We start from the raw sequence: 17,051 nt of genomic DNA on the forward strand, positions 1-17,051 counted from the left end.
ATGATTCTTAACTTAATCAGCAGCACGGCTGACGTTTTTGTAAACCGATGGCCAACAATATGGAGCTTAATCTTAGAGCATATGTATCTTTCGCTTATTTCGATTGCCATTGCCATTTTAATATCTGTTCCTTTGGGCATTTATTTAACGAGGCATCGAAAAATTGCGGATTCAATTATTGGGATTGCAGGAGTTTTTCAGACGATTCCAAGTCTCGCACTACTTGTATTTCTCGTGCCATTCATCGGAACAGGACAAGTTCCTGCCATTATTGCTTTAACCGTTTATGGCTTATTGCCCATTCTTCGAAATACATATTTAGGTATTACTGGTGTTGAAAAGTCTGCCATCAATGCAGGGGTTGGAATGGGAATGACGAATCGCCAGGTCCTTTGGATGGTGGAGCTCCCACTGTCCCTCAGTGTCATCATGGGCGGAATTCGTACGGCGACTGTATTAATTATCGGTGTTGCTACGATTGCGGGCCTCATTGGGGCTGGCGGTCTGGGAGATCTAATCTTCCGCGGGCTGCAGACCTATAATACGGGCCTGATCCTCGCAGGGGCGATCCCATCTGCGCTGCTGGCGATTATTTTTGATTATTTATTGAAGCTGCTGGAGACTGACGTGACTCCGCAAGGGCTTAAACAAGGGCAGAAAACAAATCAAACTGTGAGCCGCTGGAGAAAGTGGGTGGTGACCGCATTAATTCTAATTCTCCCTCTTTCTGCTTTTGCTGCCCAGCTGGGTGAAACGTCTGGCGGCAAAGATACGATTACTATTACCGGCAAAAACTTCACAGAGCAGGAAATCATGGTTTACATCATGGGCCATCTGATTGAGGAGCATACTGATCTTAATGTGAAATATGAGTCCTTCCTAGGCGGTACTGCACCTGCATTTGAAGGAGTTAATAACGGAAATTATGATTTGTATATGGAATATACGGGAACGGCCTTGCTGAGCATTCTAAAAGAAGAAATGATCAGCGATCCTGACAAGGTGTATGACATTGTAAAAGAGCGCTTTAAGGATGATTATGATTTGGTCTGGCTTGAACCATTTGGGTTTAATAACACGTATACTCTGACCATTCGTAAAGAAGATGCTGAAAACTGGGGTGTTAAAACAATCTCAGATTTAGGCAAGAAATCATCTGAGCTGTCTCTTGGTTCAGAGCCGGAATTTCTTGAGCGTCCCGATGGATATCCGGGCCTTGTCAATACTTATGGGTTCGAATTTGGCGAAACACAGGCCATGGACTCTGGCATTATGTACAGTGCCATCAAAAATGGAGAAGTGGATGTCATTGATGCTTTTTCCACTGATGGCCGCATACCGGCATTCAACCTGCAGGTACTCGAGGATGATAAAGGATTCTTCCCGCCTTATTATGCAACCCCAGTTATCAGGGCTGATACGCTGAAAGAACATCCTGAAATTGAAGAAGCATTGAAGATGCTTGCAGGAAAAATTGATAATGAAAAAATGCAGGAACTCAATGCAAGAGTAGATATTGATAAAGAGCAATATGAAGATGTGGCGGTTGATTTCCTGAAAGAAGAAGGATTAATTGACTGATTCGAAAAGGACTGTGATTATTTTGCAGTCCTTTTTAGTATGATGAAAGTCTTATCAAATAAGGAAAATGTAGGATATTTATTATTCAGAATATTAATTCTTTTAGCAGATTTACATCCTCCTGCTGAAAAGGCATGATAGAAATAATTCGGATATCGAATTAATAGATCAGGGGAGGCTTAAACATGAAGAAAAAGTCATTATGGAAAGTACTTAGTTCAGCAGCACTGGCAGCTTCGATTCTTGTACCTCAAGTAAGCTTTGCTGAAGGCGCAAAGCCTGTGACAGAAGAAAATGTATCAATTAATGGTTTTGTAGATTATGAAGAATTAAAGAAAAAGTTAAGCCAAATTGAAAAATCATCGAACGGCCTGGTTCAGGTTGAATCTGCGGGAAAAACGAATGAGGGGAGAGATATCTTTACAGCACGAGTGGGCCATGGAGATAAGGTGGTACTAGTACAGAGCGAAATTCATGGCAATGAAAAGACCGGTACAGTCGCATTGCTGAATAGTCTTCAATATTTAGGATCAAGTCAATCAGCAGATGCGAAAAGGATTAGAGAAGAATTAACGATTGTGGCAATCCCGATGATGAATGCCGATGGTTCCGAATTGGACAGGCGCGGCAATATAATGACCTGGGAAGAGGTTCAGGAACAATTTCCTCAATTACATAATGCACAGCCCACCTGGAATTATTACACACGCAGCCTTCAGGGGAATGACTATTCTGCAGCACCAGGATTCGATGTAAACCGTGACTTTAACCCTGACTTGAACTATATTCCGAAGGCGGAGGACTTCCCTGGCAATTCAAGCACTCCAGGCTGGTATATTACGCCTGAATCACAAACAGTCCGGGATGTTTATAAGAGTCTTCAAGAGGAATTTGGTAATGTTGAAGTCTTTTTAGATCTTCATCACCAAAATTTCTATAAGATTGAAGGAACAGATGAAGATGTAACAATGTCCATTTCAGCAGACTTTGTTCCGGATCCAAATTCCGCGGAGGGTGCAAAATATAGCCAATATGCGGAGAATTATCGTTTTGATTTCTCACGCCAGTTAAACGTTGCTCTTTATGATACACTTCAGGAAAAAGGAAATTCAGTGTTTACCAATATTTCTTTATATGACCAGGACTTAGACTTGCCGGGTACTGCCCTGGGCTCCTTTGCCTTGAATGGAAGCGGGGTTGTCCTATTTGAGGTAAAAGGGCAGACGCATAACTATGGGCAAAAGATGAAAGGTCAGCTGGTTAAGACAGTAGAAACAGGTGTCATGGGGATTATCAATGGGGTGGCAGATGGCAGTGTGTATGATTTGAATCCGGATGAATATAATGAAATTCCTAACAGAGTGCCAATTCGTTAATTGAGTCAATAGAAGCTGATTCCCAATGGGAATCAGCTTCATTCTTACTGCAGATGATCTGGTACACTATCAGTCGTTTCTTCTGCCACTTCTGTAAAAATATCCTCTTCGTTTTCGGGAACCATATGGACAGAGAAGCCCTTGGCAAAAGCAGGTTCGAGTAAATGAATCAGCTGCTGGACATCAGCCTGCAGCTGAAGGAATTCCTTTTTCGTTACAGGCTGGGCTTCTTCTTTTAATTCATAGCCCACTTGTCCGTTTGGCTCCAGGGTTGCCCACCTTACATCGCTGATAACTGCAACATTATGCTGACGCAGCTTCATTTCAAGCTGGTCGACTGTAAACCGGAGTTTTCTCAGATTCTGTTCATTTAATTTTCCATCTTCTATAATAATTTTGGATTGCCCAGTGATAAACCTCTCGAATTTGTCTGATTTCATTTGTGCATATTCCATGATAATTAAGGTAAGGACAAGGAGGAGTCCTACAGCAAGAGTAGTCCAAATGCTTTCCCCTGAAACCGGTTCAATTAATAATGAACCAATGCCAATCATGATTACTACCTGAGCTAACGTCATCTGTGAAATAGACTTTCGGCCTGCGATTCTTAATAACAGCGTGCCCCCGATAACGACAAGGATTGAGTTCCAGATCCAATCGAATTCCACTCCTATCCCTCCCTATTTTTTATTATAGTCTTTCGCAATTAGAGCCCTCTAAAACTGCTATTGTCAATTTATCTAACAAAAGTGGGATTAGCTATTGTTACGTACTTATTAAACGTGTTAATATCAAAATATTATAAAAATTTTAATAACTACATAATTGTCGGGGGGAATTTGTGATGAAGAAGATGTTAGCCGTCCTAGCAAGCAGCGCTTTATTAATGCTGGCTGCCTGTGGCTCAGGAAATGAGGAAACCAGCGGGGAAGCGTCAGAAAAGAAAACCGTAAAAATCGGTATCACGCAAATAGTTGAGCATCCATCATTGGATTCTGCGAGAGAGGGATTTATTGCCGCACTGAAAGATGCAGGCTATGAAGAAGGAAAAAATCTAAAAATCGACTTCCAGAACGCCCAGGGGGATATGAACAATAATATGTCCATCGCCCAGAACCTGGTTGCGGACAAGAATGATTTGATCCTCGCGATTGCTACTGCGAGTGCACAATCCGTTGTGCAATCCACGAAGGATATTCCGATCCTTTTTACAGCCATCACCGATCCTGTGGGAGCTGAGCTTGTGGAAAGCATGGAAAAGCCAGGCGGGAATGCAACGGGTACATCTGATACACATCCGGATGCCATCAAAAATACAATTGACTCCATTAAAACATTTGTTCCGGATGCCAAAAAGGTCGGAATCATCTACAATGACGGGGAACCAAACTCAGTTGTTAATGTAAAGCATGCGAAAGAAGCCATCGAGGCGGCAGGCCTTGAAGCGGTTGAAACCACTATTTCAACAAGCTCAGAGGTAAAGCAGGCTGCAGAATCCTTAGTGGGCCGTGCTGATGTGTTTTATATTCCTAAGGATAATACAGTTGTATCTGCCCTTGAATCTGTGCTGAACGTAGCGAATGAAAAAGACATTCCAGCATTTGTTGGAGAAAGCGATTCGGTTAAACGGGGCGGATTTGCTTCCTATGGTTTTGAGTATCATGATCTTGGATACTCTACTGGCCAAATGGCTGTTGATATCCTTGAAGGCAAAAATCCTGGAGAGATTCCTGTTGGCTACCCGGAAAGTCTTGAGCTGGTGATTAACAAAAAAGCAGCTGAGGAACAGGGAGTTACGTTGACAGAGGACATGCTGAAAGATGCTAAGGTGGTTGGGGAGTAAATAGCTAGTTAAGAGATACAGCGATTCAGCTGTATCTTTTTTTTGCTTAAAAGAAACCGGAAATTTTTTCTTGAAAATGATCCAAAAGAACTACGCAAGCCGGAAGGATGATTTTAGAAAAAAAAGGGCTCAACAAAGTTTAATTTAAATATAAACAACAGGGTAATTTCGCCTATAAAATACAATTGAGGGTTTATAGATTAATAGGAATAAAACCACAGACATAATTCGACACGGCTGCAAAAGCGATTTGACGAGTCTTGACTGCCATGATAGTAATAAAAAGGTAGAAATTTTGAATTTAAAAATGAGTGAATAACAAAAAAATAGAAAAAATCTATGAAAAAAATACCAATTTTGGTTTAATTATCACAAAATTGGGTATTAGTGGGTATAAATAACTGTTTTGTTATTTTTTGCAAGTAAGTAATTGACCTTTTAATTGTGTATTTTTACAATAATAGTAACCTATTGAAAAGGAGAGATTTGAATGTCAGGAGTTATTCGCGTTACACCAGCAGAATTAGTAGGCATGTCTAACCGTTATAATGGAGAAAGCAGCCAGGTTGGGGATCAGATTGTCCGTTTGGATAATATGATTCGTGAACTGGAAGGTGCATGGGAAGGGGAAGCAAGCAGAGCGTTTGCTGAACAATACCAATCTTTAAGACCTTCATTTGTTCAAATGCAGCAATTATTAGAGGATATCTCTGTTCAGCTTAATAATACTGCAAGAGCTCTTGAAGATGCTGATAACCAGATTGCTGGACAAATCCGCGGTTAATTTCATCTGAATCAATAAGTGGAGAAGGAGCGCTACATTCATCAGATGAAAAGCGCTCTTTTTTTATGGGGTGTTGAAAATGTACATAGTATTAACAATCGATCTGAAAAATTATGAAGTTGAACCTTTTGATCTCCGTCTATCTAACTATCACTCTGTTAAAAAAGTAGTAGATATTGTTTGGCAAGCTAAGTCGATTCCTCAGCCGCCCCGGGAAGGCTATTGGGTCAGAATTTCTAACAAGCAAATAATTCTGTCAGGAAACGATAAGCTGGCAGAAAAGGGGATTACCACTGGGGACCGTTTCGAAATTTTATAAAGGAGCATTAAAAAATGTCAGAAAAGAGTCAAAACTACCTTGAAGAGCAGCTTGAAGCGGTTGTCGAAACAGATCATCAATCCCTTACCATTCTTTTTCAAAGAGAGAAAATAAAAGCTGATGCTGCTGCGGAATTGGAATTGCTCAAAGCAATGGATTCAGCTATAAAAAGGGATGTCCATTTAACAGAGGATGAACTGCGCCTCGTCCTGCAAATTCCCTCAAATTATTTAACCTTTTCCAAATTAAAAAAGAAAGACCAAAGAAGCAGATGGATCTTCTCTTCACAACTCCTCAAGCTTGTGAAAAGTCATCCGTATTCCAGGCTGCATCCTATTGTTTGTCCGGAAAATATAGTGGCTGATGAAAGCCTTTCGCCGCATTTGCTTCATTATGGTGTAAAAGAAAGCCTTCCGCCTTATGAAGCCAATCAGGAAAAACTCTGGATGGAATTGAAAGCAACCATTGCAGCTGCTGTAGATGGAAAGCATTCCTTCCGCGACTATCTTAGACTCCATGAAACCATTGAACTGTCGCCTGCAGCGGCGAGTGTGATCAAAGCCAAGGATGATAATGAATTGTCAGAAGTCATCCGGACAAATATTGAAATGCTTGAAAAGAAAGATAAGGAATACGTTAAGGTTCCGCAGAAAAAATGGAAAGCCACACGGTATTCTGCTTGGGGACTGCTGATTGCTTTATTGCCTTTCCTTGCTTTCAGTCTATATTCCCTGATCTTTACACAGCCTAAACAGGCAGCATTTATTAATAGCCAGGAACACTTCTTGAAAAGCCAATATAGTGAAGTTGTTTCTGAGTTATCCAATTATGATATTGATCAGATGCCGCGAGTGGTGCAATACGAACTTGCCCAGTCTTACATAATAAATGAAGCATTGACAGAAGACCAGAAAGAGAATGTTCAGAATACCATCACCCTGCAGACGGATCCTCTTTACTATCATTATTGGATTCATATTGGAAGGGGAGATGCCAAGGAAGCTCTCGATATCTCCCGGGATCTTGAAGATAGAGACTTAATCCTATTTGCATTGCTAAAATACCGTGAAGTTGTCAAAGCAGATGGTAGCCTTGAACCCGATGAAAAACAGCAGAAAATTGACGAAATCCAAGCTGAAATTGATGAATATATAGAGGATCAGAAAGCTCAGGAAGAAGAGGAACAAAGGCTGCAGGAAGAGCAGGAGAACAACAAGGCCAATGAACAGGCTGTAAAAGAGGAGTCTGAACAAAAGGCTGCAGAAGAGCAAAAGCCTGCAGATTCAAAGGCAGCTGAAACTTCTGCTGAAAAGCCAGCCGAAAAGAAGGAAGAGGCAGCAAAGACAAAACCAAATTAAGATAGGCAGGAGGTGGAGAGATGGAACAGTTATGGTTGTTTTACAGCGATTACTGCCAGCAGCTGTCTATGCCATTTGAGAAAAGCGGCAAGATCACCATCGGCCCAAAGCTGGAACAGCTGGTGACAATAAGGGATTTCCCTTTCACAAAAGGGACTGTGTCAATAGAAAGGCAAGACAGCATCTATGAAGTAAGGCAAAATGAGTCAGTTCTCGGAAAGCTAAATGACGGGGAACCCTTCCAGCTAAATGATGATGGGAAGACCCTGACGATAATCGTAACCTCTGAAAATATGAATAGCCAGACCTACTTTTCTGGCTTTCAAAAGGAAATAAAATTTTCCTCTGAGAATCCAGATGCAGCGATTTATAAAAAGAACGGCATTTTAATAGATGCCGGCCATTCCTTCGAACTCATTAAGACAGATAACGGCTGGAGGGCAGAACCACAGTCAGGACAGCTTTATGTAAACGGAAAAAGAGCCGAAGAGAGAATTTCCCTTGAAATCGGAGATGTGCTATTCTTCCCATTTATGTCTATTCGAATACTGGAAGAGGACCTCTTCCAGGTTGACAGCATTGAAAGCTATGAATCTAAGCTTCCGATTACCATCAGGCCGCAATCAGAGATGGCAAAGAAATATCCGCTCTATCGCAGAACGCCAAGAATGATTTATGAGATGCCGGATGAAAAGGTTTCTCTATCCTTTCCGTCACAGGAGCCTGATGATTCCAATCGGGGGTTATGGATGATCATTATGCCGCCGCTGATTATGCTGATTGTGATGGGCATAGTGGCGTTGATTCAGCCAAGAGGAATATTTATTATAATTTCAATGGTCATGTTCATGACCACGTTAGTCACATCTACCGTTCAATACTTTAAGGATAAGAGCAATCAAAAGAAGCGGAAAGAGCGCAGACATCGCGTGTATACTGCCTACCTGGAAGAGAAGCGGAAAGAGCTGCAGGCACTGTCTGACAAGCAGAAGCATGTTCTGGAATTCCACTTTCCTTCTTTTGAGAAAATGAAATATTTCACGGGCCATATTTCCGACCGGATTTGGGAGAGGCCCCTTGAGAGTTTTGATTTTCTGCAGTTCAGGCTTGGAACAGGCAATGTGCCTGCGAGCTATGAAGTTAAGGTCAGCTCAGGGGATATGGCCAATCGTGAAATTGATGACCTGCTTGAACAGTCACAGCAGATGGAAAAAGTTTATAAAGAAGTTAGAAATGTGCCTGTGGTGGCTGACCTTGCAAAGGGGCCAATCGGGCTGATCGGAAAAGAGTCAGTTGTTAAGAATGAGATACACCAGATCATTGGACAGCTGGCGTTTTTCCACAGCTACCATGATGTGCGGTTTGTATTTATTTTTAATGAAAAGGAATATAAGAAATGGGAATGGCTGAAATGGCTTCCGCATTTCCAGATGCCGCATGCACATGCAAAAGGGCTGATATATAGCGAACAAACGAGGGATCAGCTGTTATCTTCCATTTATGAAATCCTGCGGGAAAGGGATTTGGATGAAAATAAGGAAAAGCAGGTGTATTCTCCGCATCTGGTGTTTATCATTGCCAATCAGCAGCTGATTGCAGATCATGTGATTCTGGAATATTTGGAGGGCGACCACTCCAATATGGGGATCTCCGTTATTTTTGCTGCCGATTCAAAGGAAAGCCTGCATGATAATATTCAAACACTTGTCAGGTATGTCAATCAGGAAGAAGGAGACATTCTGATTCAGGACAAAAGAGCCGTGAGCATCCCATTTAGGCTTGATGCTCATCAGAAGAAGGGAAATGAGGAATTTTCCCGTCTGTTAAGAACGCTTGATCATCAGGTTGGAATGACCAATTCCATTCCTAATAGCGTTTCGTTCCTGGAAATGATGAAAGTAAAGGAAGTGGGAAAACTTCCAATCAAGCAGAATTGGCTAACAAAAGAGTCTTCCAGATCATTGGCAGTACCAATTGGATTAAAGGGAAAGGAAGATCTTTCGCTTTTGAACCTTCATGAAAAGGCGCACGGCCCGCACGGACTGCTCGCTGGGACAACCGGATCGGGTAAGAGTGAATTCCTGCAGACCTATATTCTTTCACTTGCTGTTCACTTCCATCCCCATGAAGTCGCATTCCTGCTGATTGACTACAAAGGCGGAGGAATGGCCCAGCCGTTTAAGAACATGCCGCATCTTCTTGGAACGATTACGAATATCGAAGGGAGCAAAAACTTCAGTTCAAGAGCGCTTGCCTCAATCAAAAGTGAATTGAAAAGACGGCAGAGGCTTTTTGATCAATACCAGGTGAATCACATCAATGATTACACAGACCTTTATAAAAACAAGATGGCAAAGGAACCGCTTCCGCATTTGTTTTTAATCTCCGATGAGTTTGCAGAGCTGAAAAGCGAAGAGCCGGAATTCATCAGGGAGCTTGTCAGTGCTGCACGAATTGGGCGAAGCCTGGGGGTGCATTTAATTCTGGCAACCCAAAAGCCAGGCGGTGTCATAGATGAACAGATCTGGAGCAATGCCCGTTTCCGAGTAGCTTTAAAGGTTCAGGACACAGATGACAGCCGGGAGATCATCAAAAACGGAGATGCAGCAGCTATTACCGTAACCGGACGCGGCTACCTGCAAGTCGGCAATAATGAAGTCTATGAACTCTTCCAATCTGCATGGAGCGGGGCGCCTTATTTGGACGACACCTCCGAGACAGAGGATGAAATTGCAATCGTAACCGACCTGGGGCTTGTGCCATTATCGGATGTTAATTCCCGCCAAGGAAAGAAAAAAGGCGAAAAAACAGAAATTGAAGCAGTGGTGGAGGAAATTGAAGCAACACAGTCTTCGATGGGCATTAAAAAGCTTAGAAGTCCGTGGCTTCCGCCTCTTGAAGGGCGTTTAAGCAGGAAGCTCCACTGCGCTGAAGAAAATCATGAGATTCATTTAGGGATGGTGGATGAGCCTGAGAAGCAGAGCCAGTATCCATTGAGCTATCAGATCATAGAGGATGGTAATGTGGGGGTATTTGGATCCTCCGGTTATGGAAAATCCCATACGATTATGACAATGCTTCTTAGCATTGCCGAAAAGCGGACTCCTGAAGAAGCTCATTATTATATTTTTGATTTTGGCAATGGCTCACTTCTTCCGCTAAGACAGCTGCCGCATACGGCCGACTTCTTCCTGATGGATGAAGAACGCAAGATTGAAAAGTTCATGAATCTGATCAAGGATGAAATTGCCCGCAGGAAGCTATTGTTTCAGCAGCAGGAAGTCAGCGGAATTAAGATGTACAATTCGATGAGCAGCGAAAAACTGCCGCTTGTATATATCACATTTGATAACTTTGATTTAGTAAAAGAAGAGATGCAGGAGCTTGAAACGCAAATCAATCAGATTGCCAGAGATGGACAGTCACTAGGCATTTATATGATTTTTGCTGCGACACGCATCAATTCGATCAGACAGTCGCTTATGAACAATCTCAAAACGAAGGTAGTCCATTATTTGATGGACAGCAGCGAGGCATACTCCGTACTGGGAAGAGTTCCGTTCGCACCTGAACCTATTCCGGGAAGAGCCATAATTAAAATGGAAGAGGCGTATTTCTCACAGGTATTCCTGCCGGCAGATGGCAAGGATGATTTTGAGATTATAGAAGCTATCCGGGAAGACATCCTGGAGCTGAAAGAGAAATACAAGGACTGCAGGCAGCCTGAAGAGGTGCCGATGCTTCCGGCAGAGCTTAATACGATTAACTTTACCCGCTACACTACAGGAGTGACTCAGCCGGGACTTGTGCCTGTTGGCCTTGATGAGGAATCTGTAAAACCTGTTTATGCGAACTTCAATAAAACGAAACATTGCATCATCCTGGGGCAGGCCCAAAAAGGAAAGACAAATGTTCTTAAGCTCATGATCAATCACATGCTTGTTCAGGGTGCAGAGTCCGTCGGTATTTTCGATTCCTTTGACAGAGGATTGTCATCCTATGTCAGTGAGGAAAAGTCGGTTTATATCGAGACAAAGGAACAGATCAGCGATTGGGCAGCACAGGTGGAAGAACAATTATCCGTCAGGGAAAAAGATTATCTTAACGCAATCCAGCATGGCAAGACTGATATAGAGTTTTCGCCAATCGTACTGGCTGTGGATGGATACTCCCGTTTTGCGCAGACATTGGATAACAGCCTGCAGGAAAGAATGGCAAGGCTGATGAAAAACGGCAGCCATCTCGGCTTCAGTGTCATCGTTACAGGCAGCAATAATGAATTGACAAAAGGATACGATTCCTTAACAGCAGAAATTAAACAGATCCGCCAGGCGATCGTTCTGATGAAAAAATCAGAGCAGACGCTGTTTACCCTTCCATACGACCGGAAAGAGGCAGAGATCCAGCCGGGATATGGTTATTACGTTATAAATGGAAAGGAATTAAAAATTCAAATTCCTTTATGTGCCACTGAAAGGAAGGTCTTAGCATGACAGCCAAAACAAAATACATCGTGAAAATGGTTTTGGTGATGCTTCTGATTATCGCCGCGCCAGCCATCTTTTTTGGCTCCATTGGCGATAATCCTCTGCTAGTCAGGGAGAATGCCACAAGAACCATAGCTGTTGTTAATGAAGATACAGGCGCTGACAAGGAAGAGAAGTCACTTGATTTTGGAGAGGAAATTACATCGATTCTCCAGGACGGCTCACAGTATGAGTGGACCGTCATCGGCAGAAGTGCTGCAGAGAATGGCTTGAGAAATACCAAGTATGACGCAGTCGTTTATATTCCTTCCAACTTTTCAAAGAACATCATGTCCTATGAAAGCCAGCAGCCTGAAAAAGCAAACTTTGAATATACGGTACAGAACCAGCTGAACTCACTGAACCGGGAAAAGGTTCTGCGTGAGATCCAGACTGCCACCAACCGTGTTAATGGAAAGATTTCAACCTTGTATTGGACCTATGTATCCCAGGACCTTGAAAATGTGAAATCCCAGTTCGATACCATTTTACAAAAAGAAATAGACTTCCAGAATGCCATGCTCGCTTTCTATAAGCCCAGTTCCAAGAACCTGGCAGCGGAAATCGAACAGCAGCGCAATATGCTGGAGAGCATTCAGTCGACAGTGAAGACTACTGCGGAAACTACTTCAGAGGGTGAAAGCAATCTTACCCAATTTGAAGAAAATCTTGCTGGTTTTGTTCAATATGTAGAGCAGTACCAGGAATATCAGGATGTTCAGCAGGAGACACTCCAAAAACTGCAGGATGAAAATGTACTAAATATCCAAGCACTGACTGGAAAACATGATCCACAGTACGCTGAATCGCTAACCGCGCTGAATGAGGGCGGCGAGCAGCTCTCGAATACTATTGATTCAGTGGAAGCTCAGCTTAAGGAAAACAGTGAGACGTTCAGCAGCCTCTCGAATATCCGTACTGCACAAGTGGATCGGCAGAGAGAAGAATTAATCAATTATCTTATGAACCAAGAGAGAGAGACCCTTAGCCAGGTTGAGTCAAACATAGCTTCCTTGAAGCAGGAGTTGTCAAAAGGCACTTCTGCCGGTAATCCAGGAACAGCATCAGCAGCTTCAAACAAAAGCTATACAGAAAAACAGGCTGCTAATACAAATACGGATACAGCTATTCCTTCAGTTCCCGGCCTTGAAGCTGAGCGGGCAGAATTACAGTCCATTGCCAGTGAAATGAACGCAATAAAGTCTTCACTAGAAACTATTGAAGGAACTCCGGAGCAAGCAGCCGCTGCTGCTGCAAGCCTGCCGAAGCTGTCTCAGCGTTTGCTTAATGTGGAACAAAAGCTTTCTGCGAATGACTCAGCAGAAAATCCTCTGCAGAAAGTGGTGGATGAGCTAAGGGCTGCCAATGAAACCTTAACTGCTCAGAATGGGAAATTGGTTGAAGACTATAATAAGCTTGTTGCAGAAAACAAAAATTTGATTGAGCAGCTGAGTAATTCAGGTAACTTTTCATCTTTAATCGGCTTAATCGATCAGAAAGAAAATAAAATTCTCGAAATGAATCTGGATAGTTCCAGCAAAGCGAAGTTAACAGAAGTGTTTAACCAGCCAATTATCTATGCAATCCCATCAAAAATGATGGAATATTATTCTGCTCTCGGAAGATTTGAAGGCACGATAGAGTCTTCCATTAACTATAATCCTGAGAAACTTCAAACATTTATAGAAAAATTGAACCCAATTGTAAAAGTGGGCGAGGATGAACAAATGGTTTGGGATCAATTGAATTCTTCCATCCCTAATTCAGAGGAACAGCTTACAGGTTTGGATAATCAGTTTACTGCATTCTTTGACGAGTATAGTCAGAAAATTGAAGAGCAGCAGACTGCTATTACATCAGACTTATCTGCACTGCAGGAAAGTGCAATGGCTGTCATGGATAATATTCAGTTGTTATCATCATCCAATACTTCAATGCCTGTCGATGGCATCGACGGAACTTCCGTCATGGTTAAACAGGAAGGAATCAGCCAAAGAATGCTGATGATTAATGATCTTGTTGGTTCCATCGGAGAAAACCAGAGCAATATCGTGTCATATACAAACGAGCTTGAGCAAAAGGTGCAGAGTGTCCAGCAGGATGCAGATACACTGAATTCCAAGTGGGGCTCGAACGTAGAGACGACTCAGATGTTCCGGGATGATATTTACAATCTTCTTGGTAATACCTATGTGAATGGCCAAAAGAATGGCCCGGTATACGAGCAATTATCCAATCCGCTTCAAATCAGCGGAGAAACTGCTGCAAAGAAAGAGGAAAGCAAGCTGCCGCCTGTTGTTGTATTGGCCATTGTCCTGCTCAGCAGCTTAATGATCGGATACTTCAGCCATTATTTCAAAAATGCGCCGATGCTTGTCCATGCTTCCATGTTTGTGCTGCTGAATCTTATTGTTGGTCTGATAATCAGCATATTCGGCCTTAATATTTACTCAATGGAACAGGATCGGGCTATTGAGTGGACGATATTTACCATATTGCTGCTGACTGCAGCTTCAGCCATTGTGCTGGCAGGGTTCAAGATTGGCAATCTGACAGGATGGATTTTGAGTGTTGGTCTCATTGCCTTCTTCATTAGTCCGTTCCTGGCTCTTACAGCACCAAATATTAACTATGAAGATCCAATGTCCAAGGTATATATGTCCATCCAGTATGATTCGCAATCACTGTTTGTTCCGGCTATTCTCATACTGCTTGGCATCATAGCCTTCCTTGCCATCATTCCATTTGCAGTCCGGTCGATAAAAGACCTGCGTACAAAGAGGGATGAGGATCAGGCTTATGAAGCTTAATAAATACCTTCAAGTCCTGGCGTTGATCCCGGCGTTTTGGCTGATAGCTGGCCAATCCGCTGGGGCGGCCCCTGACTTTAATAACTTAACTCCGAATACCTATGAAAAAAAGGAATTCAAAGAGAACACCGATTACTTGCATGAAAAATCGCTCTATGAAAATAAGAAAGAGATCCCCGAAGAACAAAAGGATCTTACTTTTACAAAAAAGAACCTGGATCCTTTAAAGGAAGTGAAGGAGCAGCTTTTTGATGGCGGTGAAACCGCTAATAATACCATCACCGCAAAAGCAGACCAGCTTCAGCTTTTTTCCGATTCTAAACAGGAAAGCTTTTTGAAGGCGGAGGATCAAACTCCCGCTGAACAAGATAACAAATTAATCTTTCTTTATATTATTCTGCTCGTCATTGCCATAGGTGTGATTATGGGATTCCTCATACCGAGGATGGCGAGGCAGGCTGACAATTAAATAATTCCCGTACATGTCTCCGGTTTGGAGACATGTACATAAATACTGCAACCAAATTCTTCAGCAAACTCCCCTCAAAAAAACTGGCTTCTAAAAATAGAATAAAGAATTAGGGATGAAAGAAATGAAAATGTCTACGCCGAATAGCCAGATGACGAGACTTAGAAATTATTGGATAGAATAACTTTAAAAATGGGGTGTCAAAATGAACTCATCACATGTAAGAGCCCTGGCAAGGGTATTTCAGACAGCTTCAGATGATATCAAGACAGAGGAATTCAAACTAAAGCAAAGTGTCCAAAACCATGCAGATGAATGGAAAGGCAAAGCCCGGGACAAATTTGATTCTGCATTGGAAGAAGCAGGTGTCCTCTTCCAAAGGCACTCTGATAACCTTTATAACATCAGCCGAGAACTGGAAAGCGCTGCGAATGAAGTTGACAGAGTCAGAGAAGAAATTGAAAGACAAAGAGAATTAGAGAGATTGGCCAGGCTTAAGGAAAAATAATTAATTTGAATTGAAGAATATAAAGATTGGATGGGTTTTTATGTCTAATAATGAAGAGAAGAAAAAAGGTTCTTATGATAAGAATAAAAGATATGATGGCGAAGCGGTGCCGGGATGTGCAGACCTTTTTATATTGCCAATTCAAGTATTAATAGTTGGGTATCAAATAATTAATTTAATTTAATTAGAAGAACTAATCCGAAAAGAAAAGAGGTATTGAAATGGGAAATGAAATATCTGTAAATCCTGATCGCCCGGAAGACCTGGCAAATGACTTGGTTACTCGTTTGTCCAGAATTGAAGACGAATACAGAAATCTCCATATGGAGCTTGCAGATTTAATTAACAGCGCTCCGCCGGAATACAAGCATTGCTTCTATCATGTAGGGGATCCTTGGGGTACTGGTAATCAGCTGGTTGGGCAGCTCAGTGAAATGGAGATTGACCTGAGAATGGTCGCGAATAAATTTGCTGACGCAGATAATCTGGTCGGTAAGTTGTATAAGCTATATGAGCAATATGGTGCCGTAACAGCTCTCGGAGCATTGATGACAAAACAGCTTGCTTTTTACGGGTTGGGCTTTACTCAATTTATTAAGGATGCTGATGGTGTATTCACCTATAAACATATGGCGGCCCTTCAGAAGGTAACAGATAAAATTGACGAATCTAAAAAGTTGGGAACGATGGCAAGAGCGTTCCTGGGTCCATTATATTTGAGAAGTAAGTATAGAGATGTACCACTTGCGGATTTAATTCATAGAAAAATTGCGAAATACCTTCCGGATGATGTTGCGAAGTTTGCGGGTAGCTCCAGAGCCTTTTTTGATGAAATTAAATATAAAACTTTTAATCCAACTACGTTCAAATCTTTTGTTAGTACTGGTGCCAAATTCGCTAAAACAAATGCATTAAGTACAGTTGTTTTAACCGGTGCAATGGAAGTCGGAGGAATGGGGCTTAAAATTTCAGAGAACTATGCTAAGTACGGAAATAACCCGGATGTTTTGAAGCGTGAAAATGCTAAAGCGATTGGTAATGCTGTTAATAATACAGTAGCTATCTCAGGAGGAGCAATTACAGGTGCAGTAATAGGTGGAGCTTTAGGTAGTTTAGTTGGACCGGTTGGAACAGTTGTGGGTGCAGCTGCTGGTTCATTCGTTGGTGGAATTATTGGAGAGAAGGCTGCTAAATTAACTGCTGGAATTGCTGAAAAAGGTGCTATCCTTATTAAGGAACCTTTACACCATGGAGTCGAGTTTTTTAAAGGTGGATTTGAGAAAGCTGGAAAAGCTGTTGAAGCAGCAAATAAAGGTATTGATATTGTAAATAAACAAATTAAAGAAACAATTTCTGATCCGGTAGGAAAAATTAAAGATATTGGAAAAGGGCTGTCAAAGGCTAAGGAGACAGCTGGATCTTTTTTAGATGGAGCAAAAGGGTTTTTAGATAAAAAATTATCGTTTTTTTAAGGAGG

The 17,051-nt window shown here is 42.1% G+C and carries 13 protein-coding genes; 12 read left to right on the top strand and 1 reads right to left on the bottom strand.

All coding sequences use genetic code 11. The features are described 5' to 3' along the window. Together JI665_RS29080 and JI665_RS27290 are read left to right on the top strand one after the other, a co-directional pair. On the top strand, nt 1-1,581 hold the full coding sequence (locus JI665_RS29080; protein WP_206845952.1) for a glycine betaine ABC transporter substrate-binding protein: 1,581 nt from the start codon (nt 1-3) through the stop codon (nt 1,579-1,581). 185 nt (nt 1,582-1,766) lie between these two features. Then, a complete protein-coding gene (locus JI665_RS27290; protein WP_206845956.1) occupies nt 1,767-2,957 on the top strand; it encodes a M14 family zinc carboxypeptidase in 1,191 nt (396 codons plus the stop codon). Between the two features lie 44 nt (nt 2,958-3,001). On the opposite strand, the gene JI665_RS27295 is transcribed toward JI665_RS27290, so the two are convergent. Beyond that, nucleotides 3,002-3,625, bottom strand: a complete 624-nt coding sequence (locus tag JI665_RS27295) for a DUF421 domain-containing protein (RefSeq protein ID WP_206845959.1) — start codon at nt 3,623-3,625, stop codon at nt 3,002-3,004. A gap of 176 nt (nt 3,626-3,801) precedes the next feature. Here JI665_RS27295 and JI665_RS27300 point away from each other — a divergent pair, with 176 nt between their 5' ends. The 10 genes from JI665_RS27300 (at nt 3,802) to JI665_RS27345 (ending at nt 17,046) form a co-directional block, all read left to right on the top strand. Beyond that, a complete protein-coding gene (locus tag JI665_RS27300) occupies nt 3,802-4,800 on the top strand; it encodes an ABC transporter substrate-binding protein (RefSeq protein ID WP_206845962.1) in 999 nt (332 codons plus the stop codon). A gap of 490 nt (nt 4,801-5,290) precedes the next feature. Beyond that, nucleotides 5,291-5,584, top strand: a complete 294-nt coding sequence (locus JI665_RS27305) for a WXG100 family type VII secretion target (protein ID WP_009336200.1) — start codon at nt 5,291-5,293, stop codon at nt 5,582-5,584. Between the two features lie 79 nt (nt 5,585-5,663). Then, on the top strand, nt 5,664-5,903 hold the full coding sequence (locus JI665_RS27310; RefSeq protein ID WP_206845967.1) for an EsaB/YukD family protein: 240 nt from the start codon (nt 5,664-5,666) through the stop codon (nt 5,901-5,903). A gap of 14 nt (nt 5,904-5,917) precedes the next feature. After that, the gene (gene essB / locus JI665_RS27315; protein WP_206845975.1) at nt 5,918-7,261 is read left to right on the top strand and encodes a type VII secretion protein EssB; all 1,344 of its coding nucleotides are present in this window, start codon (nt 5,918-5,920) and stop codon (nt 7,259-7,261) included. 20 nt (nt 7,262-7,281) lie between these two features. Then, nucleotides 7,282-11,754, top strand: coding sequence for a type VII secretion protein EssC (essC, locus tag JI665_RS27320; RefSeq protein ID WP_206845977.1), 4,473 nt, complete (start codon nt 7,282-7,284; stop codon nt 11,752-11,754). Further along, nucleotides 11,751-14,597, top strand: a complete 2,847-nt coding sequence (gene esaA / locus JI665_RS27325; protein WP_206845979.1) for a type VII secretion protein EsaA — start codon at nt 11,751-11,753, stop codon at nt 14,595-14,597. The genes essC and esaA overlap by 4 nt, the downstream gene beginning before the upstream one ends. Next, complete coding sequence (gene essA / locus JI665_RS27330; RefSeq protein ID WP_206845981.1) at nt 14,587-15,066, top strand: type VII secretion protein EssA; 480 nt, start codon at nt 14,587-14,589, stop codon at nt 15,064-15,066. The genes esaA and essA overlap by 11 nt, the downstream gene beginning before the upstream one ends. 205 nt (nt 15,067-15,271) lie before the next feature. Further along, complete coding sequence (locus JI665_RS27335) at nt 15,272-15,574, top strand: WXG100 family type VII secretion target (protein ID WP_009336194.1); 303 nt, start codon at nt 15,272-15,274, stop codon at nt 15,572-15,574. A 40-nt stretch (nt 15,575-15,614) separates the two neighbouring features. Beyond that, nucleotides 15,615-15,758 (top strand): hypothetical protein, encoded by a 144-nt coding sequence (locus tag JI665_RS27340; protein ID WP_019382387.1) that lies wholly within the window; start codon nt 15,615-15,617, stop codon nt 15,756-15,758. A 139-nt stretch (nt 15,759-15,897) separates the two neighbouring features. Beyond that, nucleotides 15,898-17,046 (top strand): glycine zipper domain-containing protein, encoded by a 1,149-nt coding sequence (locus JI665_RS27345; protein ID WP_244671341.1) that lies wholly within the window; start codon nt 15,898-15,900, stop codon nt 17,044-17,046. Nucleotides 17,047-17,051 lie beyond the last annotated feature (5 nt).

The sequence above is a fragment of the Bacillus sp. NTK034 genome (assembly GCF_017303275.1).
Classification (GTDB): Bacteria; Bacillota; Bacilli; order Bacillales; family Cytobacillaceae; genus Cytobacillus.